Source organism: Flavobacteriales bacterium (assembly GCA_030584065.1).
In the GTDB taxonomy this organism is placed as follows: domain Bacteria; phylum Bacteroidota; class Bacteroidia; order Flavobacteriales_F; family PHOS-HE28; genus PHOS-HE28.
Window position 1 is genome coordinate 1,467,723 of the sequence record CP129489.1, and the last position, 24,626, is coordinate 1,492,348.

19 protein-coding genes are annotated in these 24,626 nt (G+C 65.7%); 14 read left to right on the plus strand and 5 right to left on the minus strand.

The window, feature by feature from the left end; genetic code table 11:
• The first annotated feature begins 119 nt into the window (after positions 1–119).
• Genes QY325_06555 through QY325_06605 form a run of 11 tightly spaced genes read left to right on the plus strand, consistent with a single transcriptional unit; the run spans position 120 to position 10,038 of the window.
• Positions 120–950 carry a hypothetical protein gene (locus QY325_06555; GenBank protein ID WKZ67580.1) on the plus strand — a complete coding sequence of 277 codons (831 nt, stop codon included), beginning with the start codon at positions 120–122 and terminating at the stop codon, positions 948–950.
• Between the two features lie 45 nt (positions 951–995).
• Entirely contained in the window at positions 996–1,664 is a 669-nt protein-coding gene (locus QY325_06560) for a hypothetical protein (GenBank protein ID WKZ67581.1), read from the plus strand.
• Between the two features lies 1 nt (position 1,665).
• Positions 1,666–2,679 carry a cytochrome c biogenesis protein CcsA gene (gene ccsA, locus QY325_06565; protein ID WKZ67582.1) on the plus strand — a complete coding sequence of 338 codons (1,014 nt, stop codon included), beginning with the start codon at positions 1,666–1,668 and terminating at the stop codon, positions 2,677–2,679.
• Positions 2,672–2,896, plus strand: coding sequence for a hypothetical protein (locus tag QY325_06570; protein WKZ67583.1), 225 nt, complete (start codon positions 2,672–2,674; stop codon positions 2,894–2,896). The genes ccsA (QY325_06565) and QY325_06570 overlap by 8 nt, the downstream gene beginning before the upstream one ends.
• Positions 2,893–3,291, plus strand: coding sequence for a cytochrome c maturation protein CcmE (locus tag QY325_06575; protein WKZ67584.1), 399 nt, complete (start codon positions 2,893–2,895; stop codon positions 3,289–3,291). The genes QY325_06570 and QY325_06575 overlap by 4 nt, the downstream gene beginning before the upstream one ends.
• A gap of 19 nt (positions 3,292–3,310) precedes the next feature.
• The gene (gene ccsA / locus QY325_06580; GenBank protein WKZ67585.1) at positions 3,311–6,115 is read left to right on the plus strand and encodes a cytochrome c biogenesis protein CcsA; all 2,805 of its coding nucleotides are present in this window, start codon (positions 3,311–3,313) and stop codon (positions 6,113–6,115) included.
• 10 nt (positions 6,116–6,125) lie between these two features.
• Positions 6,126–6,914 carry a DUF2520 domain-containing protein gene (locus QY325_06585; protein ID WKZ67586.1) on the plus strand — a complete coding sequence of 263 codons (789 nt, stop codon included), beginning with the start codon at positions 6,126–6,128 and terminating at the stop codon, positions 6,912–6,914.
• Positions 6,880–7,419 (plus strand): 3-deoxy-D-manno-octulosonate 8-phosphate phosphatase, encoded by a 540-nt coding sequence (locus tag QY325_06590; GenBank protein ID WKZ67587.1) that lies wholly within the window; start codon positions 6,880–6,882, stop codon positions 7,417–7,419. Before QY325_06585 ends, QY325_06590 begins: the two co-directional genes overlap by 35 nt.
• A gap of 1 nt (position 7,420) precedes the next feature.
• Complete coding sequence (locus QY325_06595) at positions 7,421–8,449, plus strand: geranylgeranylglycerol-phosphate geranylgeranyltransferase (protein WKZ67588.1); 1,029 nt, start codon at positions 7,421–7,423, stop codon at positions 8,447–8,449.
• Positions 8,450–8,469: 20 nt separating this feature from the next.
• Positions 8,470–9,075: a Maf family protein gene (locus QY325_06600; protein WKZ67589.1), complete on the plus strand. Its 606-nt coding sequence runs from the start codon at positions 8,470–8,472 to the stop codon at positions 9,073–9,075.
• A gap of 60 nt (positions 9,076–9,135) precedes the next feature.
• A complete protein-coding gene (locus tag QY325_06605; GenBank protein ID WKZ67590.1) occupies positions 9,136–10,038 on the plus strand; it encodes a hypothetical protein in 903 nt (300 codons plus the stop codon).
• A 6-nt stretch (positions 10,039–10,044) separates the two neighbouring features.
• On the opposite strand, the gene QY325_06610 is transcribed toward QY325_06605, so the two are convergent.
• The 5 genes from QY325_06610 to QY325_06630 form a co-directional block, all read right to left on the minus strand.
• Positions 10,045–12,426, minus strand: a complete 2,382-nt coding sequence (locus tag QY325_06610; protein WKZ67591.1) for a PKD domain-containing protein — start codon at positions 12,424–12,426, stop codon at positions 10,045–10,047.
• 91 nt (positions 12,427–12,517) lie between these two features.
• The gene (locus tag QY325_06615) at positions 12,518–14,866 is read right to left on the minus strand and encodes a gliding motility-associated C-terminal domain-containing protein (protein WKZ67592.1); all 2,349 of its coding nucleotides are present in this window, start codon (positions 14,864–14,866) and stop codon (positions 12,518–12,520) included.
• A gap of 116 nt (positions 14,867–14,982) precedes the next feature.
• Complete coding sequence (locus QY325_06620) at positions 14,983–16,476, minus strand: gliding motility-associated C-terminal domain-containing protein (protein WKZ67593.1); 1,494 nt, start codon at positions 16,474–16,476, stop codon at positions 14,983–14,985.
• 92 nt (positions 16,477–16,568) lie between these two features.
• A complete protein-coding gene (locus QY325_06625) occupies positions 16,569–17,825 on the minus strand; it encodes a gliding motility-associated C-terminal domain-containing protein (protein ID WKZ67594.1) in 1,257 nt (418 codons plus the stop codon).
• 80 nt (positions 17,826–17,905) lie between these two features.
• Complete coding sequence (locus QY325_06630) at positions 17,906–19,336, minus strand: MBL fold metallo-hydrolase (GenBank protein ID WKZ67595.1); 1,431 nt, start codon at positions 19,334–19,336, stop codon at positions 17,906–17,908.
• 82 nt (positions 19,337–19,418) lie between these two features.
• Between QY325_06630 and QY325_06635 the strand changes: the two genes are divergently transcribed.
• The 3 genes from QY325_06635 to QY325_06645 all read left to right on the plus strand — a co-directional run bounded on the left by QY325_06635 (position 19,419) and on the right by QY325_06645 (position 24,565).
• Positions 19,419–19,865, plus strand: a complete 447-nt coding sequence (locus QY325_06635; GenBank protein ID WKZ67596.1) for a DUF2214 family protein — start codon at positions 19,419–19,421, stop codon at positions 19,863–19,865.
• Between the two features lie 38 nt (positions 19,866–19,903).
• Entirely contained in the window at positions 19,904–22,804 is a 2,901-nt protein-coding gene (locus QY325_06640; protein ID WKZ67597.1) for a carboxypeptidase-like regulatory domain-containing protein, read from the plus strand.
• Positions 22,805–22,894: 90 nt separating this feature from the next.
• A complete protein-coding gene (locus tag QY325_06645) occupies positions 22,895–24,565 on the plus strand; it encodes a T9SS type A sorting domain-containing protein (GenBank protein WKZ67598.1) in 1,671 nt (556 codons plus the stop codon).
• The last annotated feature ends 61 nt before the right edge of the window (positions 24,566–24,626 follow it).

Consider the following 24,626-nt stretch of genomic DNA (forward strand, 5'->3'; position numbering starts at 1 on the left):
GTGGGTTCATTGCTTTGGAACACTGCGAAGGTCCGGAATGTTCCGGAAGCCGCAGCCTCTCGGGGGCTCGACGCGGGCGTTACCTTTTCCGCCCTGTGCCGTACAAGGTGCCAATGCCCATGATCCGTCCTGCCAGCCTCATCGCTTGCGCAGCGCTGCCGCTGCTCCTTTCGGCCCAGACACAGGTGCGCATCGTCGACCCCAGCGCCCTGATCCTTCGCCCCGACCTGGGCGCCGACGCAGGGGCCCAGGCGGGCATGCGCGCAGCGGGCATCAGCCCGGAGCTGATGCAACAGGCGGCATCGCTCAGCGACCCCGACCGCTGGCCCATCGGCCTTCGCACCGATAGCGCCCGGCTCGCCAACCGGAGCGCGCTTCGGAACTACACCGCCTACCTGGTCTGCGAATACGCCACGGAGGAGGGCGCCCTCAGCATCATCTCGGTGCCAGCCGTGTACAACTACCAGATGCCCGAGGACCTGCGGGCACCGACCGACGTTTACCTGGTGCTCCGATCGGCCGGCATCGAAGCCGTGGAGGCGACCGTGATGAAGTCGGCGCCCAGCAAGGGGCCTTCGTGGCGGAACCTGCGGCCCGCGCGGATCACGCGGCCCGACGCGGTCTATGCTACTTACGACCTGGCGGCCGACGAGGAGGCCATGGCAGCCTTGGAGAAGGCCGGACTGAGCAAGGCCGAGCTTGAGGCCGTGGTGTTCCGGAGCCATGAGCGCAATTGGCCGGAGGGCATCGATAGCTTCGATCGTCGCTACCCCCGTCTCAAGTCGTTCACCAGGTACAAGGCATTCCGGCTGGCCCGATGGTCGGACAAAGTGCTGGTGGTGGTGCCCAGCGAGGTGAACCGCAAGGCACCGGAGGGCGTGAGGCCGTTGATCGACATCTACATGGTATTCGCCGCCGATGCCGTGCAGGTGAAGGAGCGGCGCCGCTGAGGCACAGGGGGGCTACAGCGCGGCGGGACTACCTTCGTCCCCTCCATGAGGGGCGCGGAACTTGTGCATCTGCTGAAGCTTGAGGCCGCTCTGGACCTGCGCCAGCGCGCCGCATGGGGCGGCATGGTGCTCTATGTGGCGAGCGCCATCTACACGTGCCACCTGGCCGTGCAGGAAGGCGCCTCGGGCTCGGCATGGAGCGCGCTGTTCTGGATCATCCTGCTCTTCGCGGCCTTCAACGCACTGGCGCGCTCCTTCCAGCGCGAGGATGGCGGCCGGCAGCTCTACCTGCATACGCTCGCGCACCCGCGCAGCGTGGTGCTGGCCCGCACCGCCTACAATGCCGTGACCATGCTGGTACTGAGCCTCTTGAGCCTGCTGTTCTACACCGTATTCCTCGGCGATGAGCCGCTGCGGGCCGGCGATCCCCTTCAGTTCACCGTGGCGGTGGCGCTCGGGGGCATCGGCTTCGCCTCGGTCCTCACGCTCATCTCAGCCATCGCCGCTCGCGCGGGCAGCGGCATCGGCCTGATGGCCATCCTCGGCTTCCCGATCGTGCTGCCCATGCTGCTGGCAGTGATGCAAGCCAGCCGCCTGGCGCTCTCCGGCGCCCTTTGGGGCGAAACCGCCCCCTACTTCCTCGGCATCCTCCTGATCGACGTGGTGGCGCTGAGCCTGGCCTGGTTGCTGTTCCCGTACCTTTGGCGCGATTGAAATGAAGCACTGGTGGTGGAAGTTCCTGGCGGTGGCCCTCGTGCTCTCCGCATCCATCGCCGCCTTGCGCACGCCACTCGCTCCGGCCGTGGTCTACGTTGATGCCGGAGAGGTGAGCGCCGGTGCGGCAGCCCTCCGCGTGGTGGGCTATGGAACACGGTTCACGGAGAGCCCGGTGCAGGCCTACCTCGAGAACGGTGGCCAGTTCGTGCAGGCCATGCGGATCGAAGTGGCGGACGACCGTCACCTGACCGCTCATTTCGAGGTGCCCGCCGGGTTGCGCGAAGACCTGTGCGACCTGATCGTGAGCGCACCGGGCCAGGGCGACATGCGCCTCTTCGATGCGTTCTTCTACCGCAGCAAAGGAGCCGGCGCCGCCACCGGTACCGTGGAGGCGCCCCAGCGGACGCAGCGCGAGGGCTTCGTGTTCCCCAACCGCAACCTCCTCTACGAATCCATCCGGAACCTCAACTTCCACGTTCCCATGTGGTTCACCATGATGCTGCTCCAGACCATCGCCCTGGTCTTCAGCATCAGGGTGCTCAGCGGCGGCGATCCGCTGCACGACCGCGGGGCGCTCGCCGCCGTGCAGGTGAGCCTCCTCTTCGCCTTCCTGGGCCTCATCACCGGCTCGGTGTGGGCGCGGGCCACCTGGGGCGGCTGGTGGACCGGCGACACCAAGCTCAACGGGGCCGCGGTCACCATCCTCATCTACCTGGCCTACCTGGTGCTGCGCGGCAGCGTCACCGACCCGGCCAAGCGGGCCCGCCTGGCGGCCATCTACAACATCTTCGCCTACGTGCTCATGCTGCTGTTCATCATGGCCCTTCCGCGCATGACGGCCAGCCTGCATCCCGGCAGCGGCGGCAACCCCGCCTTCAGCCAATACGACCTGGATGCCAGCCTGCGCCCCGTTTTCTATGCAGCGGTGCTGGGCTGGATGGGCATCGGCACCTGGCTGCTCCATCTGCAATACCGCCTGGCACGGCTCGAAATCGCCAAGAATCATGCATGACCTCCGTCGGATCGCCGTGATGGCCGCCGTGGCGGCAGCCCCGCTGGCCTGTGCCGCCCAAGGCGAGCCGGATTGGCTGGTGGACACTTTGTACGGCGGCGGCAAGATCAACACCGTCCTTGCGGTGGTGGCACTGATCCTCACCGGCATCGCCTGGTGGCTCACGCGCCTCGACCGCCGCATCTCGCGGATGGAGAAACAGCAACGCACGCCATGAAACGCTCGCACATCATCGCCCTGGTGCTCATCGCGGTGGCCATGGCCGCCTTCATCGCCACGCTCACGGACAGCAGCACCTTCGTGGACATCGCCGAGGCCAAGGCGCGGCCGGGCAAGGAATTCAAGGTGAAGGGCTATCTCGACAAGACGGCACCGGTGGAGTACGAGCCGCTGGTGAATGCCAACCTCACCACCTTCACGCTGGTGGACGACCAGGGCGAGAAATGCCGGGTGCGACTGGCGAAAGCAAAGCCCTACGACTTCGAGCGCTCGGAGAGCATCGTGCTCACCGGCAAGGTCAATGGCAGCGGCGAGTTCGAGGCGCATGACATGCTGATGAAGTGCCCGAGCAAGTACAATGAGATGCAGCAGATGAGCGAGGCCGGAAGCTGAGGGAACACCGCACCACGAATTGGAAGCAGCCATCGAATACATCGGGGAGCATACCTGGGCAGGGGTGCTCGGCCACACGTTGACGATCGCGTCGCTGGTCTCCGCAGCGCTCGCCACCATCGCCTATTTCCTGGGCGCTGAGCGCAAGGATGGGGCCTGGACCCGGCTGGGAAGGCTCGGGTTCCGGGTGCATACGGTGGCGGTGCTCGGCATCGTCACGGTCCTCTTCGTGATGCTGTTCAACCATTGGTTCGAATTCGACTACGTCTGGAAGCACAGCAACCTCCAGATGCCCCTGAAATACATCGCCAGCTGCTTCTGGGAGGGACAGGAGGGCTCCTTCCTGCTCTGGACCTTCTGGCACGTGGTGCTGGGCAACATCCTCATCGCACGCGCCAAGGATTGGGAGCCGCAGGTGATGGCGGTGGTGGCGCTGGTCCAGGTCTTCCTGGCCTTCATGCTGCTTGGCATCTATGTCGGCGACCTCAAGCTGGGCAGCAGTCCCTTCCTGCTGATCCGCGAGCTGCCGGAGAACCTGGGCCTGCCCTGGACGGCGATGCCGGGCTACCTCTCGGCAATCCCGCAATTCGCGGATGGCCGCGGCCTGAATCCGCTGCTGCAGAACTACTGGATGGTCATCCACCCGCCCACGCTCTTCCTGGGCTTCGCCGCCACGCTGGTGCCCTTCGCCTATGCCATTGCGGGCCTCTGGCGCGGCGAGCGCACCGCCTGGATGGCACCCGCCCTGCCGTGGGCCTTCTTCGGCGTGATGATCCTGGGCACCGGGATCCTGATGGGCGGCGCATGGGCCTACGAGGCGCTCAGCTTCGGCGGCTTCTGGGCCTGGGACCCGGTGGAGAACGCCTCCTTGGTGCCGTGGATCACGCTGGTGGCCTCGGGGCACCTCATGCTGGTGAACAAGCGCAAGGAGACCTCGCTGTTCACAGCACTGGCGCTGACGCTGGTCACCTTCATCCTGGTGCTCTACAGCACCTTCCTCACCCGCAGCGGCGTGCTGGGCGACACCAGCGTGCACAGCTTCACGGGCGACGGCATGCTGCCCGCGCTGGTGCGGTTCCTGCTCATCTTCACGGGCATCGCAGCGGCCATGCTGCACCCCGACCGGCGGCAACGCTGGTTCTACACCATCGCCTCGCTGGCGCTGCTGGCCATCGGCATAGCCCTCTCCGTGGAAGTGGAGGCCATCCTGCTCTTCGGCGCGCTCACCGCGATCCACCTGGTGCAGGCCTACCGCGCGGGCTATGCCAGCAGCAGCCCCGAGGAGGCCCTGTGGTCGCGTGAGTTCTGGCTTTTCATCGCCTCGCTGGTGCTGCTGCTCAGCGCTGCGCAGATCACCTTCAGCACCAGCATACCGGTCACCAACCTCATGCTGGCCCCTTTCAAGGGAGCCTTCGCCTGGCTGGGCGACCGCACCGGCCTGGAGTTCTTCACCAAGTTGAGCCAGGATGGGCTCGCGCCGCCCTCGGATGCGATACGCCACTACAACCAGTGGCAAGTGCCCTTCGCCATCGTCACCTCCCTCCTTGTGGCATTCACCCAGTACCTGCGCTGGAAGGACACGGACCTGCGCCGGTTCCTGAAGCAGCTGGCGCTGTCGCTGGTGCTCTCCGCCGCCGTTGCGGGCATGGCGGTAGCCGCGCTGGACTACTCAGCGCGGGAGGCCCAGCTGGCCTTCATGCTCTTCACCACGGCCTTCGCCGCGGTGGCCAACTTCACCTACATCCCCGCGGTGCTGAAGGGCAATCTGCGCGCGGCAGGCCCGAGCGTGGCCCATGCCGGCTTCGCTCTGGTACTGCTGGGCGCCCTGGTGAGCACAAGCCGGCAGGACGAGGTGAGCAGCAACGCCAGGCACATGGACCTCCGCCTGCTGGGCGACCAGTTCAGCAACAGCTCGGACATCCTGCTCTACCGTGGCGATACCGTACGGATGGGCGAGCATTACGTGCATTACCGGGCCAAGCGGCAGGAAGGCGTGAACCTGCTCTACGAGATGGATTATTTCGCCGTGGAGCCCCGGCGCTACACGGCGGGCGACACGGTCAGGATCGGAGGCACGCTGTTCCGCGCCCGGGCGGATCATGATGCCGGCCCCGAGTTCCTCGCCCAGCAGCCGGAGTATTGGGAGCCGCTGGAGGACTATGCCAAGCGCGACCTGTGGTATGCGCGTGACTGGAGCCCCACGCGGCCCGGCGCCAGGCTCTTCGGCCTCGCCCCGTTCATCCAGCTGAACCCGAGGTTCGGCAATGTGGCCGAGCCCAGCACGCGCCATTGGCTCACACGCGACCTGTACACGCACGTGCGCTACGCGGACATGGCCATGGACCCCGATACCGCGTTGGATGGAAGCATCACCCCGGATGACGCCTGGATGCCGAACCGGCGCTATGACAAGCAGGTGGGGGACACCATCGTGACGCCGACGAGCTTCCTGGTGATCGACAGCGTGTACGTGGTGCGTGACAGCGCCACCAAGGCGATGCTGGGCGAGCGCTTCACGGTGCATGCCGCAGCGCTCCGGATTCGCGACCTGTACAATCCGGACCGTCAATTCGAGGCCCGTCCGCTGGTGATCTACGCCGATGGCCAGCCCGTGATGGGGCGCGCCGCCGAGGTGCCCGCGCTACGCATCAAGTACAGCCTGGCCAGCGTGGATGGCAGGAAGATCGGCCTCGATGTGGCTGAGGCCGAGTTCGTGGTGATGCAGGCCATCGTCTTCCCCGGAATCAACATCCTGTGGGTCGGCTGCGTCCTGCTGGCCCTTGGCACGGGCATGGCCGTATGGCAGCGCATCAAGCGACCCTGAACTCCCCCGCATGACCTCCATACTGCTCATCGGAACCGGGCGCATGGCCTACCACTTGGGACATGCCTTGGTGAAGGCCAACCTGCCGCTGATCGGCGTGGCCGGGCGCGACCCGGAGAAGCTCGGCGACCTGGCCCGCTACCTGGAGCGCCCTGCGCATCGACTGGACCGTGCGCTGCCCAAGGCCGATCTCACCATCATCGCCACGAGCGACGACAGCATCGGACAGGTGGCCGCCGGGCTGAGCGACTCGGGCGGGGTGGTGGCGCATACCGCCGGAGCTGTGGGGCTCGAGGTGCTGGCGCCCCATGCGCACCGGGCCGCGCTCTGGCCCGTGCAGACCCTCAGCCACGGCGCACCGGTGGACCTGAGCGATGTCCCCATGGTAGTGGACGCATCCACAGCGGAAGCCCGCGAGGCCATCCTGCGCGTGGCGCGGGCCATCAGCGGCAGCGTGCTGCAGCTCGAGCACGGCCAGCGCGAACTGCTCCACTTGACCGCGGTGCTGGCCAGCAACCTGCCAGTCTTCCTGGTGCAGGAAGCCCAGCGCCTGCTCAGGAAGCAGAAGCTGCCGCCGAACCTGCTGATGCCCCTCTGGCGCCTCACCGCGAGCAAGGTGAGCACCATAGGCCCCGAGCAAGCGCTCACCGGCCCCGCACGCCGCGGTGATACCTCTTCCATCCGCCACCACCTCGACCTATTGGCCGACGAGCCCGATCTTCGGCGCGCCTATGCCCTGCTCAGCACGATGATGCTGAAGGCCCATGGGCATCCAGCCGATGGAATCGCCGACCTATAAGGAACTGCTCGCGGGCATCAACGCCTTCCTCTTCGATGTGGACGGCGTCTTCACGGACAATCGCGTACTGCTATTGCCCGGTACCGATCCGGTGCGGACGTTCCACACCCGGGATGCCTTCGCGGTCCAGCACGCCGTGAAGGAAGGCTTGCGCATCATCATCGTGAGCGGCGGCCGGTCGACGGGCGTGGCCGACAGCTTCGCACGGCTCGGCGTGCGCGAGGTGAACCTCGGGGTCAGCGATAAGCTGGCATTCGCAGAGGGCCTGATCGCCGAAGGGCTGGACCCGCGAAAGGCCGCTTACATGGGGGACGACCTTCCCGACCTGCGCGTGATGGGCCGCGTGGCGCTGCCCTGCTGCCCGGCGGATGCGGTGCCGGAGATCAAGGCGGTGAGCCGCTTCATCAGCAGCAAGGACGGTGGGCGGGGCTGCGTCCGCGACCTGCTTGAACAGGCCTTGAAGGCACGCGGCCAGTGGCTCACCGACGGCGCCTACACCTGGTGAGATGATCGACCTCCTGCGCCTCGCCCGTCCGCTGAACCTGCTGATCATCGCACTGACCATGGCCCTGATCCGCTATGGGCTGGTGCTCGGTTACCTGGAGCGCGGCCTGCACCAGTTCCTGCGGGAGAGCGGCACGGGCCTCGAGCGCGCCGATCTCCAGCTCGCCCCGGGCTTCGGCCCCCAGCTCCCGCTGCCGTTCTTCCTGCTGCTGGTGGCCAGCGTGGTGCTCATCGCGGCGGCCGGCAACATCATCAACGACTATTTCGACACGCGCATCGACCGCATCAACAAGCCCGGGCAGGTGATCGTGGGGCGCTCGGTGAAGCGCAGGGTGGCCATGGCCGCACATCTTGCGCTGAGCGGCGCCGGACTGCTCTGCGGCGCGATCGTGGCCTGGCGCACGGGACAATGGCCGTTGCTCATCATCCCGGCATTTGCCATAGGGGCCCTCTGGTGGTACAGCACATCCTTCAAGCGCCAGCTCATCATCGGCAATGGCACTGTGGCCACGCTCACCGCCTTGGTGCCGCTCACGGCCGGCCTTTACGAGATCCCAGCATTGCAGCGGTCGTTCGCCGCCCACAGTGTCATCGCGCTCCCGGACGGTAGCCGCTTCCGGATGGAAGGCGGCTTCCTCGAGCTGTGGCACTGGGTGCTGGGATTCGCAGCCTTCGCGTTCATCGCTTCGCTGGTGCGCGAGTTGCAGAAGGACATGGCCGATGTCAAGGGCGATGAGGCCGAGGGCTGCCGCACCATCCCCATCGCATGGGGGATGCGCTGGGCGAAGGCCATCGCGCTCGTGCATATCGGCATCCTCATCGTGGCGCTCCTCCTCATCCGCATGTGGTTCCTCCGCGATCCGCTCTCCTACTGGTACATCGGCATCGGCATCATCGGGCCGTTGCTGCTCTCGGCCGGCTTCACCTACAATGCCGCAACGCGTGCCGAGCACCTCCGCGCCGGCAACCTGATGAAGGCGGCCATGGTCACGGGCGCCGGATTCGCCGCCCTTGTGCGTTTCCTTCCTTGACGCCCCAGGCCGCCCCGGTCATGACCGCTCCTCCCCTCTTCCCCTGGCGCCTCATCCTGGCCTCCGCCTCGCCCCGGCGCCGGCAGCTGCTGCAAGGGCTCGACCTGGCCGTGGAGATCACCAGCGTGGATGTGGACGAGACGCCGCCGCCCGGCATGCCCGAAGACCAGGTGGCCGAGCACCTTGCCCGCAAGAAGGCCCATGCCTGGAAGGGCGACCTGGCACCCGATCAAGTGCTCATCACCGCCGACACGACGGTGCTGCTCGACGATGCGGGTGGCCCGCACCTGCTGAACAAACCAGCCGACGAAGCCGATGCCCGGCGCATGCTGGCCATGCTCGCAGGGCGGACCCACCGGGTGATCACCGGCGTTTGCCTGCGCACGGCTTCGGGAGCGCAGAGCCTTGCCGACATCGCCATGGTTCGGTTCAGGGATCTGCGACCGGAGGAGATCGCATACTACGTGGAGCGGCATCATCCGCTGGACAAGGCCGGAGCATACGGTGTGCAGGACTGGATCGGATACACGGCCGTGGACCGGATCGAGGGCAGCTTCTACACGGTCATGGGCCTCCCCATGCACCGTGTGTACCAAGCGCTGCAAGCCCTGCCCCCACCGCACTGACGGGCATCAGCAAGCCAAGGGAGCGCGGTGGCTACCTTGTGGCGGCAATACCGATTCAAAATGCGCACGATCCACACCGCCACCCTGATTGCCTCGCTCGCCGCATGCTCCATTGCCTTTGGCCAGTCCGGGAAATCCAAAGAGGGCTATGCGCTTTCGTGGGAGAGGCCGATCACCGTGGTTCCCGATAGCCTGGCCAACGGCAAGCACCGGCTGCCGGCATGGAGCATCGCCGTCTTCGAAGCGGGCGAGAGCACCGTGCTCGACCTCTGGCGGACCGAAATGAAGGCCATCAGCCAAGGCGTTAGCGGCAACAAGCCGGCCAAGGCGACCAGCGCCCGGATTCCCGGGCTCGGAGAGATCGGCGTGCTGACCATGGCCGTGGCGGATGCCGACAAGAAGGCCGATATGACCCGCCTCACGGTGGCTTTCGCCGCGAATGATTCGCTGCCGCTAGCCACCGCTGACGGCCAGGAAGCCTATATGCGCTCGCTGGCGGTGAAATTCAATAAGGCAGTCGTGCAGGAGCAGGTCGCCACCTACGAGAAGATGCTGGGCAAGGCTTCCGGAAAACTGAGCGATACGCAGAAGGACGTTGCGAAGGAGCGCTCGGCAATCACCAAGGCGCAGAACCGGCTGGAGTCCATCAAATCCAAGCGCAGCCGCATCGAGAAGGACAATGCCGGCATCACGGGCGATATCGCGGGGCTCGAGAAGAAGTTCGCACTGAGCAATGATCCGAAGCACCTGAAGAAGCTCACCAAGGCGCGCACGAAGCTGGCCAAGGGCGAATCCGCCGTCGCCAAGCTGATGGAGCAGGAGGCCTCTGTGCAGGGCGACTTGGCCAAGCACCAGGGCCGGCTCGAGAACCAGGCCGGCAAGCAGGAGGAGCGCGGCGAAACGAAGGAGGAGCTCCAGCGCCTGCTGGACGCGCTCAAGCGCAAGCAGGACGCCATTCGCTGAGGCTCCTCACCGCACCAGCACCACGTGCCCCGAGCGCTCGCGCTGGAAGCCTTGGGTATCGATGAGCCGCAGCCGCCACGGATAGACTCCCAGCGGAACCTCGGCCCCGCGGGCGGTTCCGTCCCAGAGCATCCCCTTCTCGGAAGCGCTGAATAGCAATCCGCCCCAGCGGTCGAACACGAGCAATTCGAAAGCGCGCGGGGTGCCCACGGTGGTGATAATGCCCCAGGAGTCATTGAATCCATCCCCGTTGGGGGTGAAGGCATTGGGAATCCAGGCGGCGAACTCATCCTCCACGCAGAGCAGATGGGTGGCGGTATCCGTGCAGCCCTGCGGATTGGAAACCACGAGCTGCACAGGGTAGCAGCCCACCGCGGGAAAGGAGACGGCAGGCGAAGGGGCCGTGCTTCCTGTGAGTGCGGTGTCACCGAAAGTCCAAGCCCAACCGGTGGCCCCGGAGGATAGGTCGAAGAAGGTCACCTCGGGCTCCCCGATGGTGGTGACCGGCGGATCCGCGCTGAAAGCCGCTACCGGCGAAGCGGACACATGCAGGGTGTCCGGGCTCGCCCAAGTGGCGCTGCATCCCGCATTATCCGTTACCGTGAGCGCAACCGAATAGGAGCCTGCATCGCCGTAGCAGTGCGTGAACGCCTGGCCAGCACCGATCACCGTGCCATCGCCAAGGTTCCACGTGAGGGTCCCTTGGGGAGAAGCCGTATTGAAAGCCACGCACAGCGGCGCGCAGCCGGCCAGGGTATCCATGGTGAAGGAAGGCGAAGCCACGGAGCCGACTGCCACCTGCACCGCATCCTGACCGGACATGCAGCCGTTGGCATCCGTAACGGTCACCGCATAGGCACCGCTCACGGCCGGCGTAATGGCCGGACCCTCGGGCAGCCAAGCGAAGGAATAAGGGGCGGTCCCGCCAATCGCGACGGCCTCAAGCACCAGCGACGCTCCGGCGCAAACTGCCGTGTCGCCCTGTGCGGTGACGGCCAAGGTGGCAGGCTCGGCCACCACCGCCGTCAGCGTGATGCTGCAGGCTGCCGCATCGGTAATGGTGCAGGTGTAGGTTCCAGCGGGCAGTCCCACGGCATCGGATGCAGCACTGACGGGGGGTGCCCAATTGAAGGCGTAAGGCGGACTTCCGCCTGCAACGGCGATGGACGCGCTCCCGTCCGAACCACCGTTGCAGGTGACCGGCTCCACGCTGACCACCGCCTCCGGAGCATCCGGCGGCGGAGCCAGCGTGACCCAGCCTCCGGTGGGGCATGCGCCCGGGCTGGTAGCCTGCACGTAATAGGTTCCGGCACCTAGGCCGGTGACCTCAGGCGTATCGGCACCGGGAATCGGCCACGTGTAGGTGACAGGTCCCACCGCACCGGTGACCTCTGCGGAGGCACTGCCATCGTTGCCCGCGCATGAAGGACCCTCGCTGGTGATGGAGAAGCCCAGGATGAGAATGGACAGGGACAGCGTGCGCTGCGAGCGGCAGCCATAGGAAAGGGTGACGGACACCTCGTAGCTGCCCGGCGCGGAAAAGACGTGACTTGGCGCGAGATCAGTGCTGGTATTGGCGGCGCCTGAAGCCGGGTCGTCGAAATCCCATACCCAGCTCTCCGCACAGGTCTGCATGCCGGTGATGGAAAGGGTATCTCCGAAGCACGTATACTGCACTGCCAGATCCTGCTCAATGGGCGCTTCGCTGATGCGCACATCATCGATGGCGACGCCATCGTAGCTGTTGCACGTGCTACCGGCCCCGAAGACGAATCGGAACCGCACACTGGGCTCGCCAGCCAGGAATGCAAGGCATTGCGAGGCGGTCACCCATTGGCCGCTTCCCTGCCCGCCTGTGCATGCGCCCACGGTGGCCCCCACTCGGCCCGACCATCCCATGCCGGGCGCGCCTTGATTGAGATTGGTGATGCTGGCCGCGTTGAACCAATTCGCATCCAGGCAATCCGGCGCATCGGCCATCGACCCCGCATTGGCCCAGGTGGTCCCGCCATCGAGCGAGTACTGGAAGCCCAGCCCATCATAGGTGCGCTCGCACTCCCAGAAGATCCGGAATGAAACCACCGGGTACTGAAGGGCCGAGAAGTCGAAGCATGGCCCCACCAGCCAGCTCTGCTGGCTGTAGTTGTAGAACGATCCCGTAAGTCCTCCGACGCACCAGCTGCGAAGGCCCTCCCCCGCGGTGCTGATGAGAGGATGCGCAGGGATGCCCCACGCCCAATCGCTGTTGGTGCCTCCGCTCGTCCAAGAGGGGCCGGCCTCAAAGCCCTCCTGATAGGGAAAGGTGGCGATCGTAGCACCGCACTGGGCAGCTGAACGATTCTGCACCAGCAGTGCGAAGCACAGCCCCAATAACCATCGCATCGTCATGAGAGGACGCATCCGCGGGTCCGCTGGTGGCCCGGCATGCAAATGAACACCGGGAAAGGGGAACCGTTCGAGGGTTTAGGGCCGGACGCACTCACCGCAACAGGGTGAGCGTGCCGTGCAGCTTGTGCTCCTGACCATCCAGTCCCCGGGCGTCCAGAACGAAGAAGTAGGTGCCCTCTGAGGCGGGCTCACCGGCAAAGGTCCTGCCATCCCAGGACTGGGCAGGGCGCTCGAGACGGGCCATTTCCTGGCCGTACCGGTTGTAGATGCGGAGGTCGAACCGCTCCAGTCCGGTTGAGGTCACCCGGAACTGGTCATTGCTGCCATCGCCGTTCGGCGTGAAGACGTTAGGTACGCTGACAGCGCTGGGGCCCGAAGCGCCTCGTGTAACCAGGATCACCGTGACCGCTGAAGCGGTGCAACCTTGGCTGGTCACCATGAGCGTCACGGTGTAGGCACCCTCCTCCTCATACAGGTGGTCGGGATCGGTGACGCTGCTCTCGGCGCCGTCCCCGAACTGCCAGAGGACCGCGGCATCCACTGGCACGCTGGTATTGGTGAATTGCACGGTGAGCGGTGCCTCCCCCTCGGTAGGAGCTGCGGTGAAAGATGCCCCGATCACGACCGCCGTCACCTCAGCGGACGCATCATCGGTGCCGCAGCCGTTCGTGCCCGTCACGGTATAGGTGCCCGGTTGATCCACGGTGATGGACGCCGTGGTCGCGAGCGTGCTCCAGAGATAGCCGTCCGCACCGGTGGCGGTCAGGGTCACGCTTTGCCCAGGGCATATCACCGAAGGGCCGTCCAGCGAGATCGACACCGTGGGGCCGATACCCGCGCCGATCTCCACCTGGGCGGAACCGGTGCCACAGGCGTTGGTGCCGGTTACCGAGTAGGTCCCCGGCTGGGTGACCACGATGGAGGGGGTGAGCTCCGAGGTGCTCCAGGCAAAACTGTCAGCACCGCTGGCGATGAGGGTGACGGATTGGCCCGGGCAGAGCACGGAAGGGCCGTCGAGCGCGATGATCACCAGCGGCTCGGTGCCTTCGGCAATGGTGATGGAGGCCTGGCCTTCGCCGCAGCCGTTGGTACCGGTCACGGAATAGGTCCCCGGCTGGTCCACGGTGATTGCCGGGGTTGCCGCGGCGGTGCTCCACACGTAGGCATCGGCACCGCTGGCCGTAAGGGTGAGGGTCTGCCCCGGACAAAGCGCGGCAGGCCCATCGGCCGCAATCGTCACCTCAGGCACTGCGCCGGCCGCCACCTCCACCTGTGCAGTGCCCGTGCCGCATGCATCGGTTCCTGTCACGGAATAGGTGCCTGGCTGCGTGATGGTGACGGCAGCCGTTGCTTCCTGCGTGCTCCAGAGGTAGCTGTCGGCGCCACTTGCGGTGAGCGTCAAGCTTTGCCCGGGGCAGATATCCAACGGGCCGGAAGGATCGATGGTCACGGTCGGCCCCGTCCCTGACGGCAGGGTGTAATCCACGCAGATGGGTGCGCCGCAATTCCCGATGGCGCAGAGCTGGATGGTCACCGGGCCGATGTCGGATGGTCCCGCGGTGTAGGTGGTGATGAGCGATGCCGGATCACTGAACGTGCCGCTGCCGCCCTGCCAGAGCACGCTCGCCACGGCTCCCGAGACGGCACCCGTGAGCTGAACGCTTCCGGTTCCGTTGCAGAGGCTTCCGTTGGCTTCCTCCACGCTCACCAGGATGGGCTCGAAGGGGGCTTGGCAGCCATAATTCACATAGGTCGCCTGCGCCTCACCGGGCCAGGAGAAGACCGCAGTGGCGCCATCGTTCAGGGCCGAAGGGCCGCCGTATGTGCCTTGGCTGTTCGTGAGCAAGGAACGGTCGTACACGACGGTATCGCTGCAGCCGCTGGGCAGGTAGGTGAGCACAAGGGTGCGCAGGCTGGAGGTCCCCGTAGGCACGGGGCTCACCGTGCCGCCATTGGTGTGGTTGGCGAAATGCCCACTGGTATTGCCGGGAGCCTGGAAGATGATGTGCAGGGTATCGCTGAGGTTGGCGAAGGAGTTGGCCGCCGTGCACATCTGGGTGCTCGTGATGAGCAGCACCTGGCTGCCCGGCGGGATGATTCCCTGCGGCGGCTCCACGAGCCAGCCGCAGCCTTGGATGGTGGCATTCAGGGCGTCGGTCAGCGCCGCGGTGCCGGCATCCTGCACAAGGCCGTTCCAGCTGTTGTTGGGCCAATCCGCCTCCAGCTCCGAGAGGGCGATGGCCACGGCGCCCGTCCTGAAGCGCACCATCTCATTCTGGCCCTCCGAGGCCCCCGGGCAGGCATCCAGATCGATGCAGGCATCCACCAGGATGCTCTCGATCTCCAGGCACTGATCGGGCACCTGTGCCTGCACGGGCAGGCCTAGGAGCACCGCCATGGAGGCGAACAGCGCCTGGCGCAACGGAGCGAAAAGCTTCATGGGCGGATGTACTTGCATGCAAAGGTCGCCCCGCTCATGTGAGGCGGTCGTTACCACCGGCACGGGATGTCAACAAGGTTATTCCCAACCGAATGCCCTCAGGCCCGCTTGAACCCTTACCGGAATAGGGTGAAATGGCCAGTGCGGGACACCTCGGCGGTGGGCTGGCAGGGGTCGCGCATGCGCATGGTGTAGGCGTAAACCCCCATGGGGCTGCCTCCCCCATCCCACTGAGCGGCAGGGTCATTGGTCTCCCAAACCACCTGGCCCCAACGATTGAACACGCGCAGCTCGTAGCCGTAGTCGGAAACATCCACGCGATCGGGCCAGCGGTCATTGTACCCGTCATCGTTCGGGGTGAACGCATTGGCGAGGAACAAGGTGGGCTCCGTGCGGACATCCAGCCTCACCGATGCGGTATCGTCGCACCGGTTGGGCTGGGTGCTGTAGAACACGTAATCGTACAGGGCGTAGCGCCGGTGGTCCCACCGGAAGAAGGCTCCGCAATCGGTCGTCACCAGGCTATCACCGATGAAAAAGGCGCACGAATCCGCCACACTGCTCAGGCGTACCTCCACAGCAGGCGAGCAAGGCACCTGGACTACGGTGAATTCGGCGGGAAGCCTGGGGGTCACCCAAACACTGTCCTCCACCGGCACGTTGCCGCAGCCGGATGCAGCGAAGGGCTGGAGCGAGATGGGCTGCCAGCCTCCGGCCGCAAACGCAACCAAGGGGTCGCGCTCGTTGCTGAAGCCCTCATTCCCCCACCGCCAGACGAGGGAATCGGCATCGGTTACCACCGTCGTCGCGAGTACCTGGAGGAACTGGCAGGCCGTATCGGGAGCGGCCATGGAGGCGAAGGGCGCCGGCAACTCCAGCACATCCACCTGATCGGTGGCCACGCATCCCGTGGTGGTATCGGTGGCGGTGAGCGTGATGGTGCCGGATGTTCCCGGCTCCACCTGCAGGACCGGGGTGAGGGCCCCGGTGCTCCATTCGTAGACGTCCGGCTCGAATCCGTACTCGAGCTGGGCGGTGAGCAGCGGCGGCCCGCTCGGGCAATAGGTGAGCGGATCTCCGGTGATGGTGACGTCCGGATCGCCGAGCGTGAAGGCGATGACCGAGTTGCATCCCACCGGCGGCACGATCACCGCCGCGTAGTTATTGCCCGGCATCCCCGTGAGGGTGAGGCTGGTATTGGTGGGGTCATGGGTCCAGAACCAGGTGAACGGACCGCCCGGACCCAAGGTGAGGGTGAAGGCGCCGTCAGACTCACCGGTGCAGGAGATATGCGTGATGGCCACGTTCCCCAGCGGGGGCACCACGGGGTCGAGAATGAGCGTGTCCAGGCTGGATTCGCACGTGGCGCCATCGGTGACGAAGACCGAATAGGCACCGGGCGCCAAGCCCCCCACCGTGGTGCCCGTGGCGGTATTGTCATGCGCCCAGGAATAGGTGTATGGGCCGCCGGAGACGATGCCCACCGAGAGCGTGGCGTCATCATCGCCGGGACAGGTGATGGGCGTGCCGCTGAGCACCACATCGCATGCCGGCAGCTGCGCAAGGGCAAAGCCGTTCAACAGCAGCAGCGGCATCGCGATCGATCGCATCACGTGCTAGTTACGACGCATCCCGGCGCCGGCCGGTTGTTCCGCTTGCCGGACCGGAAAAAGGACGCAATGGCCCAGGATTCGGAAGCCGGTCACCGGAAGATGGTGAGATGCCCCCGCTTGACGATCTCGTTCGTCGGCGAGCATGGGTCGCGCATCTTCATCGTGTAGATGTATACGCCCATGGGTACCCCCGCCCCATCCCATTGCTCCTGGGGATTCGTGGTGCTCCAGATGCTCTCGCCCCACCGGTTGTAGAGCCTGAGCTCGTAACCCAGCTCAGGGACATCGACCCGGGTGGGCCACCGGTCGTTGATGCCATCCTCGTTGGGCGTGAAGGTGTTGGCGAGGAAGAGCGTAGGTTCGGTGCGCACATCAACGAGCGCCTGCAAGGTGTCGTTGCAGTTGTTCGCCTGCGTGGCGAAGAGCGTGTAGGTGTACTCCCGATAGAGCCGGTGGTCCCATTGGAAGTAGGCCGCACAGTCGTGCGTGACCAGGCTGTCGCCGATGAAGAATGCGCAGGAGTCGGCCGTGCTTCCGAGCGTGATCTCCACGATCGGCCTGCAGGGAATCTGCCGGGCGGTGAAGATGGCCGGAACCTGGGGCCGGATGTAGATGCTGTCGAGCACCGGGATATTCCCGCATCCATCGAGGTCGAAGGCTTGCAGGGTCACGTACTGCCAGCCGCTGTTGGCGAAGGCGATCAGCGGATCGCGGGCATTGCTGAATCCGCCTCCGCTCCAGCGCCACACCAGAGAATCCCCGTTGGTGGCCAAGGTGTTGACCAGGAATGCCAGGTTCTGGCAGGCGCTGTCCACCATCACGGGCACGGCGAACGGGGGCGTGAGCTCCACCAGGTTCACCTGGTCCGTTGCGGCGCATCCGTTGGCATCGGTGGCCGTGACCGTGAATGCGCCGGTAGTGCCGGGCACCACCTGCACAACAGGACCGATATCATTGCTGGTCCAGAGGTAATCGATGGGATTGAAGCCCCCAACGGGCGTAGCCGTGAGCACCGGCGGAGCCGAAGGGCAGTACGTGAGGATGCCGTCGATGACCACATCCGGCTCCACGAGCGTCTCCGTGAGGAAGGTCTCGCAGCCGTCATCGCCTGTGACCAATACATTATAGATGCCGGGACCGAGTCCGGTTGCGGTGGGCGCATTCAGCCCGGGGGCATGGTCCCACAGATAGGTGAGGTTGGCTCCGCCGCCACCGGTGACGGTGAGTTCCCCATCATTCGCCCCGCCGCAGGAGATGGCGACCACACTGTAGCTGACGCCGCAATCCTCTTGGGCCAGCGCAGGAACGGCCAGCAGTGAGCCGATGAGCAGGTAGGCGGTGCGCATGAGGGTTCTGGCCCGGCCGAGCCGCAGCGGCGCGAAGATCGGGAATGGAAGGCATTGGCCGCCACCCGCCGCCCTGGGCCTCACAGGACAAAGGACTCACCGCGCCGGGGGGTGGAAACACCTTTGAACCCATGCGCCAGGACGCGCTCCTTCAAGCCCATCACCGACCGCTCCACCCCGTGCACCAGGAACAGCCGCTTCACCTTGGCCGGATCCTGGCAGGAGAGGAACCGGATGAGCTCGCCGCGATCGGCATGGGCGCTATAGAACTCCATGCGTGCGATGGAAGCACGAACCGGCACCCGCTCCCTGAAGATCCGTACCTCCTCGAAGCCATCGAGCAGATCGGCGCCCAAGGTGCCGGGGGCGCAGAAGCCGACCGCGAGGACGCCATTCGCCGGATCGGGCAGGCCGTGCAGCAGGTGGTGGCGGACGCGGCCTGCCTCCATCATGCCGCTGGCCGCAACGATGATACAGGGCTTCTTCAGCGCGTTGAGTTGCTTGCTGCGTTCAGGGCTCCGCACGAATTCGACGCCCGGGAAGCTGAAGAGGTCCGGATCGCGGTGTAGCTCTGCCCGCACCTCTGGCCGGAACAGGGCATCGTAGCGCCGTACGATGTCGGTGGCGCTGATGGCCAGGGGGCTGTCCACGAAGACCGGAAGGCGCGGCAGCCGGCCGGCATTGGCCAGGGCGTTGAGGGTGTACAGGATCTCCTGCGTCTTGCCGATGCTGAAGGCGGGGATGATCAGGCGCCCCCCGCGGTCCACGCACACCTCGCGCACATGCCGGAGCAGCTCCTCTTCGGCTTCCGCAACCGCGGCATGGTCCCGGTCGCCATAGGTGCTCTCGCAGATGATGAGATCGGCCTGTGGGAAGGTCGCCGGCTCGGGAAGCAGCCGGTCCACATAGCGGCCAACATCGCCGGTGAAGGTGATCCGCTGGCGGTGCTCTCCGTCATCCGCTTCGACGTGGATGGCGGCGCTGCCCAGGATGTGGCCGGTATCGGTGAAGACGACGCTCAGCCCCGGAGCAATGGAGAACGGTTTGTCATAGTCCTCGCACTGGAACAGGGCCATCGCCGGCTTCACATCCTCCACCGTGTAGAGCGGCCCCTCCTCCGATAGCGGCTGACCGCGCTCCCGAGCCCGCTTCGCATCATAGGCGTAATCGTACTCCTGGATCCGTGCGCTGTCCTCCAGCATGATGGCGCAGAGGTCGCGGGTGGCCGGCGTGCTCCAGATGGCGCCCTTGAAGCCTTCCTTCACCAGGCGCGGGATGAGTCCGCTGTGGTCGATGTGGGCATGGCTGAGCACCAGCACATCGATGGACCGCGGATCGAAGCCGAACCGTCGGTTGCGGTCCTTGCCGGTGCCGTCCTTCAGCCCCTCTCCCTGGAACATCCCGCAGTCCAGCAGCGCGCGCGTCACGGTGCCGTCGCTCCGCCGGAGCTCCAACAGGTGCTTGCTGCCGGTGACGGTGCCTGCCGCTCCATGGAAGGTGATGGTGATCATGGCCACAAAGTACGCGGCCGGGCCGCGCCCCGGCATGAATGCCGCCGGAGTGCGGTCAACGGCCCAAATTCGCGGCGCTTCCATGCCCTCGCTGCGCCTCCTCCTCGCCGTGCTGCATCTCTTCGCGCTGGCAATCGGCATCGCCTCCGTGTACGGCAGGGCGAGGGCCCTTCAACGGCTGCGCGACAAGGCGGGCATAGCCGCGGTACTCCATGCCGACAACTGGTACGGCATTGCGGCGCTGGTCTGGGTGGCCACGGGCCTATGGCGGGCCTTCGGCGGCGTGGAGAAGGGCACCGAGCATTACCTGGCGAACCACTGGTTCATGGGCAAGCTCGGCCTGTTCGCCATGGTGCTGCTGCTGGAGCTGTGGCCCATGGCGACGCTGATCCGCTGGCGCCTGCTCCTGCGCAAGGGCATGGCTCCCGGCCTGCACCAAGCGCCCGTGCTGGCCCGGCTCACCTACCTGCAGCTGCCGCTGCTCCTCCTCATGGTGGCCATGGCCGCCGCCCTGGCGCGCGGGTACTGAGCAGCCGGCTATCTTTTCCGCGCCCAACCGGCCCCCGCATGCCCAGCATCCGCCACGTGCTCCGAAAGGTCCTCCTGCCCCTGCTCCCCTGCCTCCTGGCGGCTGCCGCGCATGCCCAGCAATACAAGCTGCGGGGCACGGTGGCCGATGTCACCACCGGCGAGACCCTTATCGGCGCCAATGTGGTGCTCAAGGGCACAACGATCGGCACCGTCACCGACATCGACGGTCGGTTCGAACTGCTGCTGAGCGAACTGCCGCCATGCACCCTGGTGGTGAGCTACATCGGCTATACCGCTCAGGAGGTGGTGGTGAAGAGCCTGGACAAGGAGCTGAAGCTGAAGCTGGCGCTGGACCAGGTGCTCCTGGGCGAAACGGAGGTGGTGGGCAGCCGCATCAGCGAAAAGCAGAAACAGGCCCCCCTCACCGTGGAGAGCATGGACATCATCGGCATCCGCGAGGCGCCCAGCGGCGATTTCTACGAGAGCCTGGGCACGCTGAAAGGCGTGGACATGACCGCGGCCAGCATGGGCTTCAAGGTGATCAACACGCGCGGTTTCAACAGCACCAGCCCCGTTCGCTCCCTGCAGCTCATCGATGGGGTGGACAACCAGAGCCCCGGCCTCAACTTCTCGCTGGGCAACTTCCTCGGCGCGAGCGACCTCGACGTGATGAAGGTGGATGTGATCGCGGGAGCCAGCACGGCCTATTACGGCCCGGGTGCCTTCAACGGCGTGGTGGCGATGACCACCAAGAGCCCCTGGGCCTTCCCCGGGCTCAGCGTGAGCGCAAAGGCCGGCGAGCGCGACCTGCTGGAGGGCGCCGTCCGCTGGGCGCAGGTGTTCAAGGACAAGGATGGGAAACAACGCTTCGCCTATAAGCTGAATGTCTTCGGCATGCGGGCTGAGGACTGGTTCGCCGAGGACTACGGCCCAACCAGCGATTCGCCCACGGGCGTGGACAACCCGGGGCGCTACGATGGGGTGAACAGCTACGGCGATGAGAATGTGACCGTGAACAACGATTTCAGCAACAACTTCTTCGACCGGCGCACCTACCCCGGACTCGGCCACTTCCTGCGGCCGGGCTACCGTGAGGTCGACCTAGTGGATTACGGCACCGACAACCTGAAGGCCGGGGTTTCGTTGCACTACAAAGTCACCGACAGCGTGGAGGTGATTGCCGCCGCCAACTACAGCACCGGCAGCACGGTGTACCAGGGCGAGAACCGCTACCGCCTGGACGGCGTGCAGTTCTGGCAACAGCGTCTCGAGCTGCGACGCGAGGGAAAGTGGTTCATCCGGGGCTACTTCACCGGGGAGGACGCGGGCAGCACCTACGACATCTTCACCACGGGCGTGCGCCTGCAGGAGGCCGCAGGTACCACGCAGGAATGGAATATCAAGTACTTCACGCTTTGGGAGACGTGGATCCGACCGCTCCTGAACGCCACGCAGCCCGGTTACCTAACGCCAAGCGAAGCAGTGGCGCAGGGCATCACCTCGCAGCAGGCGTATGATGCCTACCTCACCCAGTTCGTGAACGACAACAGCACGCTCTTCACGCAGTACCACCAGGCGGTGGCCGACTCCATCGCGCGCATCGACAATAACGAGCTGAACCCTGCCTACATCGTGGGGACCCAGCGCTTCACGGATAAACTGAACGAGATCCGCGGCAAGCGCTTCACCGAGGGCGGCTCGCTCTTCTTCGACCGCAGCCAGCTGGCGCATGCCATGGGCGAGTACCGCTTCAAGCCGGCCTTCGGGGAAGTGGCTGTGGGCGGCAGCTTCCGCCAGTACATGCCCAACAGCGCGGGCACCATCTTCCGTGACACCGGCGATGTGGTGATCCGCAACAGCGAGTTCGGCGTGTACTCGGGCCTGGAGAAGAAGCTGATGGCCGACAAGCTCAAGCTCACGGCCACCCTCCGCCTCGACAAGAACCAGAACTTCAGGGCGCTGCTCTCGCCGGCCCTCTCCTTCGTGTACACCCCCCGGCAGGACCGCACCTTCCGCATCGGCTTCAGCAGTGCGGTGCGCAATCCCACGCTGGCCGACCAGTACCTCTACTACAACGTGGGCCGGGCCATCCTGCTGGGCAATGTGGACGGGCAGTTCGAGGCCGGCCGCGACAGCCTCATCACAGTGGAGAGCTTCAACGCCTACCGCTCCTCGCCCACCCTGCTCGAGGGCCTCTCGAAGCTCGACTACTTCAACGTGGACCGCCTGCGCCCCGAGCAGGTGCGCACCATCGAGGCCGGCTACCGCGGCACGCACGCCGAGAAGTTCTACATCGATGCCAGCGCCTACCACAGCTGGTACACCGATTTCATCGGCTACCTGATCGGCCTCAGCGCGCGCTTCGACCAGACCAATGGCTTCCCCTTGGGCGGGCTGCAGGCTTACCGCCTGGCCGCCAACGCAAGCACCCTGGTGCGCACGCAGGGCGCCAACGTGGGCATCAGCTACTTCCGCAAGCGGATGACCTACGGGGTGAACTACAGCTACAACGAGCTCGTCACCGGCAGCGACGACCCGATCATCCCCGCCTTCAACACCCCCCGAAACAAGTTCAACCTGAGCTTCACCGGGCACGACATGAAGGTGCCCTTCAGCGGCAAGCCCAACCTGGGCTTCGGCATCAACTGGAAGTACGTGGAGGGCTTCACCTTCACCGGCTCGCCGCAGTTCACCGGTCCCATCCCGAGCTACGATATGGTGGACGCTCAGGTGAACGTGAAGTTCCCCGGCCAGCACCTCACCGTGAAGCTCGGCGCCAGCAACCTTTTCGGCCTAACGCCCTTGTTCGATGCAGACATCCCTTCGGGCGAACGGCTGGACCGGGTTTGGGACAATCGGGTGAGGATGGTCTATGGCGGGCCCTTCGTGGGGCGGCTGGCCTACTTGCAGCTCATCTACGAGCTGGATCGGCGCTGATACCGCCCAAGCGGGGACAAGTCGACCGGGCATGACGCGGAACCGAGGCCGCGCGCCCCTACCTTCGGCTCTCCAATCCAACCTGAACCCATGAAACGACCCTTACACTACGCTTGGGCGGCCGCAGCCCTGGCCCTGGCCGCCCCGGCGAGCGCACAGCGCTACCTGTCCGAGGTGTTCAGCGATGCCAACCTCACCATCACCAACGATGTGATCTACGGCACGAACATCGACTTCCTCTCCAGCAATTTCGCATCGCCCGATGTGAACGCCAACGTCACGGAGCTGCAGACGGCGGTGACGCTGGGCAACCCCATCCCCGCGGCCTATTTCGACCCCAACGATGGCAGCACGGCGGTGAAGGTGACCAACCTGCGCCTGGATGTGTACGAACCCAGCCAAGGCGTGGACACGGAGACGGAGCGCCCCTTGGTGATCTACGTGCACACCGGCAACGCCCTGCCCCCGCCCATCAACGGCAGCCCCAACGGCACCCGCAAGGACAGCAGCGCCGTGGAAAGCTGCAAGCGCTTTGCGCGCCGGGGCTACGTGGCTGTGAGCATGAGCTACCGCCTGGGCTGGAACCCGCTGGCCGCCACCGAGCTGGAGCGCCGCGGCAGCCTGCTGAACGCCATCTACCGTGCCCTGCATGACGTGCGCCAATGCGTGCGGAGCATGAAGGCCAATGCCGCCACCTACCGCATCGATCCCGAGAAGATCATCGTGGTGGGCGAGGGCACCGGCGGCTACATCACGCTGGCCCACGCCACCCTTGATGACGTGCAGGAGCTCTACATCGAGAAGTTCCGGCCCGACCCGTTCGACCCCTCGGTGAGCTTCGTGAACCCTGCCCAAGTGGGTGACATCGAGGGCTTCAACGGGCAGCTCACCCTATACCGCCCCAATGGCCAGAGCAGCGCTACGCAGTTCTGCGTGAACATGGGCGGCGCCCTCGCCGACACCAGCTGGCTTGCCCCTGGCGACCAGCCGATGGTGGCCTTCCACACCGTGTTCGACCCCTTTGCGCCCTTCACCGAAGGCATCGTGATCGTGCCCACCACGGGCGGCCCCGTGGTACCCGTGCAAGGCAGCAACCTCTTCATGGAGCTGGTGAACGAGTACGGCAACAACGACGCCTTCATCAACCTGCCCAACAGCAACCCCTTCACCGCCCGTGCCCGCGCGCTGTACGGCACCACCCAGACCCATGGCAGCAACAGCGTGCAGATCCGCACCGACGTGGAGGGGCTGTTCCCGGTGGTGCGCCCGCAGTGGCCCGCCCCCGCCCAGGAGGAAGCCAGCCCTTGGCAGTGGTGGGACCCGAACAGCGCCATCGCGCAGACCGTGGTGAGCGCCGGCCCGCCGCCCATCACCGCCCACGTCGCCAGCCTGGCCAGCAACCCGGATATGAGCCCCACGAAGGGCCGTGCCTACCTCGACACCGTGATGGGTTACGTGAACCCGCGCATCGTGTGCGCGCTGCAGCTGGGCCCCTGCTCGCTGGTGGGCATCGATGAAGCCGAAGGCCACGACAGCGTGGAGATCTGGCCCAATCCCGCCACCGACCGGATCAATGTGGCCAGCGCTGAGGGCCTCATCCGCCGCTGGCGCCTGCTGGACATCAACGGCCGCCAGGTGAGCACCGGCAACACCGCCGCCCAGCGCTTCACCATCGCCCGGGATGGGCTGGTGGCCGGCACCTACTTCATGGAGCTCGAAGTGGACGGCGCCCGCATCGTGCGCAAGCTGATGCTCGACTGACCTTCGCCTCACCTGCAAAGAAGAGGGCCGCCCGCGGGCGGCCCTTTTCTTTGCAGGCACA

What these genes read in the sequence shown, in the direction of transcription:
- QY325_06595 (WKZ67588.1), top strand. Translation starts at nt 7,421, where the DNA reads ATGATCGACCTCCTGCGCCTCGCCCGTCCGCTGAACCTGCTGATCATC.
- QY325_06640 (WKZ67597.1), top strand. Translation starts at nt 19,904, where the DNA reads ATGCCCAGCATCCGCCACGTGCTCCGAAAGGTCCTCCTGCCCCTGCTC.
- QY325_06585 (WKZ67586.1), top strand. Translation starts at nt 6,126, where the DNA reads ATGACCTCCATACTGCTCATCGGAACCGGGCGCATGGCCTACCACTTG.
- QY325_06575 (WKZ67584.1), top strand. Translation starts at nt 2,893, where the DNA reads ATGAAACGCTCGCACATCATCGCCCTGGTGCTCATCGCGGTGGCCATG.
- QY325_06615 (WKZ67592.1), bottom strand. Translation starts at nt 14,866, where the DNA reads ATGAAGCTTTTCGCTCCGTTGCGCCAGGCGCTGTTCGCCTCCATGGCG.
- ccsA (WKZ67582.1), top strand. Translation starts at nt 1,666, where the DNA reads ATGAAGCACTGGTGGTGGAAGTTCCTGGCGGTGGCCCTCGTGCTCTCC.
- QY325_06635 (WKZ67596.1), top strand. Translation starts at nt 19,419, where the DNA reads ATGCCCTCGCTGCGCCTCCTCCTCGCCGTGCTGCATCTCTTCGCGCTG.
- QY325_06630 (WKZ67595.1), bottom strand. Translation starts at nt 19,336, where the DNA reads ATGATCACCATCACCTTCCATGGAGCGGCAGGCACCGTCACCGGCAGC.
- QY325_06590 (WKZ67587.1), top strand. Translation starts at nt 6,880, where the DNA reads ATGGGCATCCAGCCGATGGAATCGCCGACCTATAAGGAACTGCTCGCG.
- QY325_06555 (WKZ67580.1), top strand. Translation starts at nt 120, where the DNA reads ATGATCCGTCCTGCCAGCCTCATCGCTTGCGCAGCGCTGCCGCTGCTC.
- QY325_06645 (WKZ67598.1), top strand. Translation starts at nt 22,895, where the DNA reads ATGAAACGACCCTTACACTACGCTTGGGCGGCCGCAGCCCTGGCCCTG.
- QY325_06570 (WKZ67583.1), top strand. Translation starts at nt 2,672, where the DNA reads ATGCATGACCTCCGTCGGATCGCCGTGATGGCCGCCGTGGCGGCAGCC.
- QY325_06620 (WKZ67593.1), bottom strand. Translation starts at nt 16,476, where the DNA reads ATGCGATCGATCGCGATGCCGCTGCTGCTGTTGAACGGCTTTGCCCTT.
- QY325_06605 (WKZ67590.1), top strand. Translation starts at nt 9,136, where the DNA reads ATGCGCACGATCCACACCGCCACCCTGATTGCCTCGCTCGCCGCATGC.
- QY325_06560 (WKZ67581.1), top strand. Translation starts at nt 996, where the DNA reads ATGAGGGGCGCGGAACTTGTGCATCTGCTGAAGCTTGAGGCCGCTCTG.
- QY325_06600 (WKZ67589.1), top strand. Translation starts at nt 8,470, where the DNA reads ATGACCGCTCCTCCCCTCTTCCCCTGGCGCCTCATCCTGGCCTCCGCC.
- QY325_06610 (WKZ67591.1), bottom strand. Translation starts at nt 12,426, where the DNA reads ATGACGATGCGATGGTTATTGGGGCTGTGCTTCGCACTGCTGGTGCAG.
- QY325_06625 (WKZ67594.1), bottom strand. Translation starts at nt 17,825, where the DNA reads ATGCGCACCGCCTACCTGCTCATCGGCTCACTGCTGGCCGTTCCTGCG.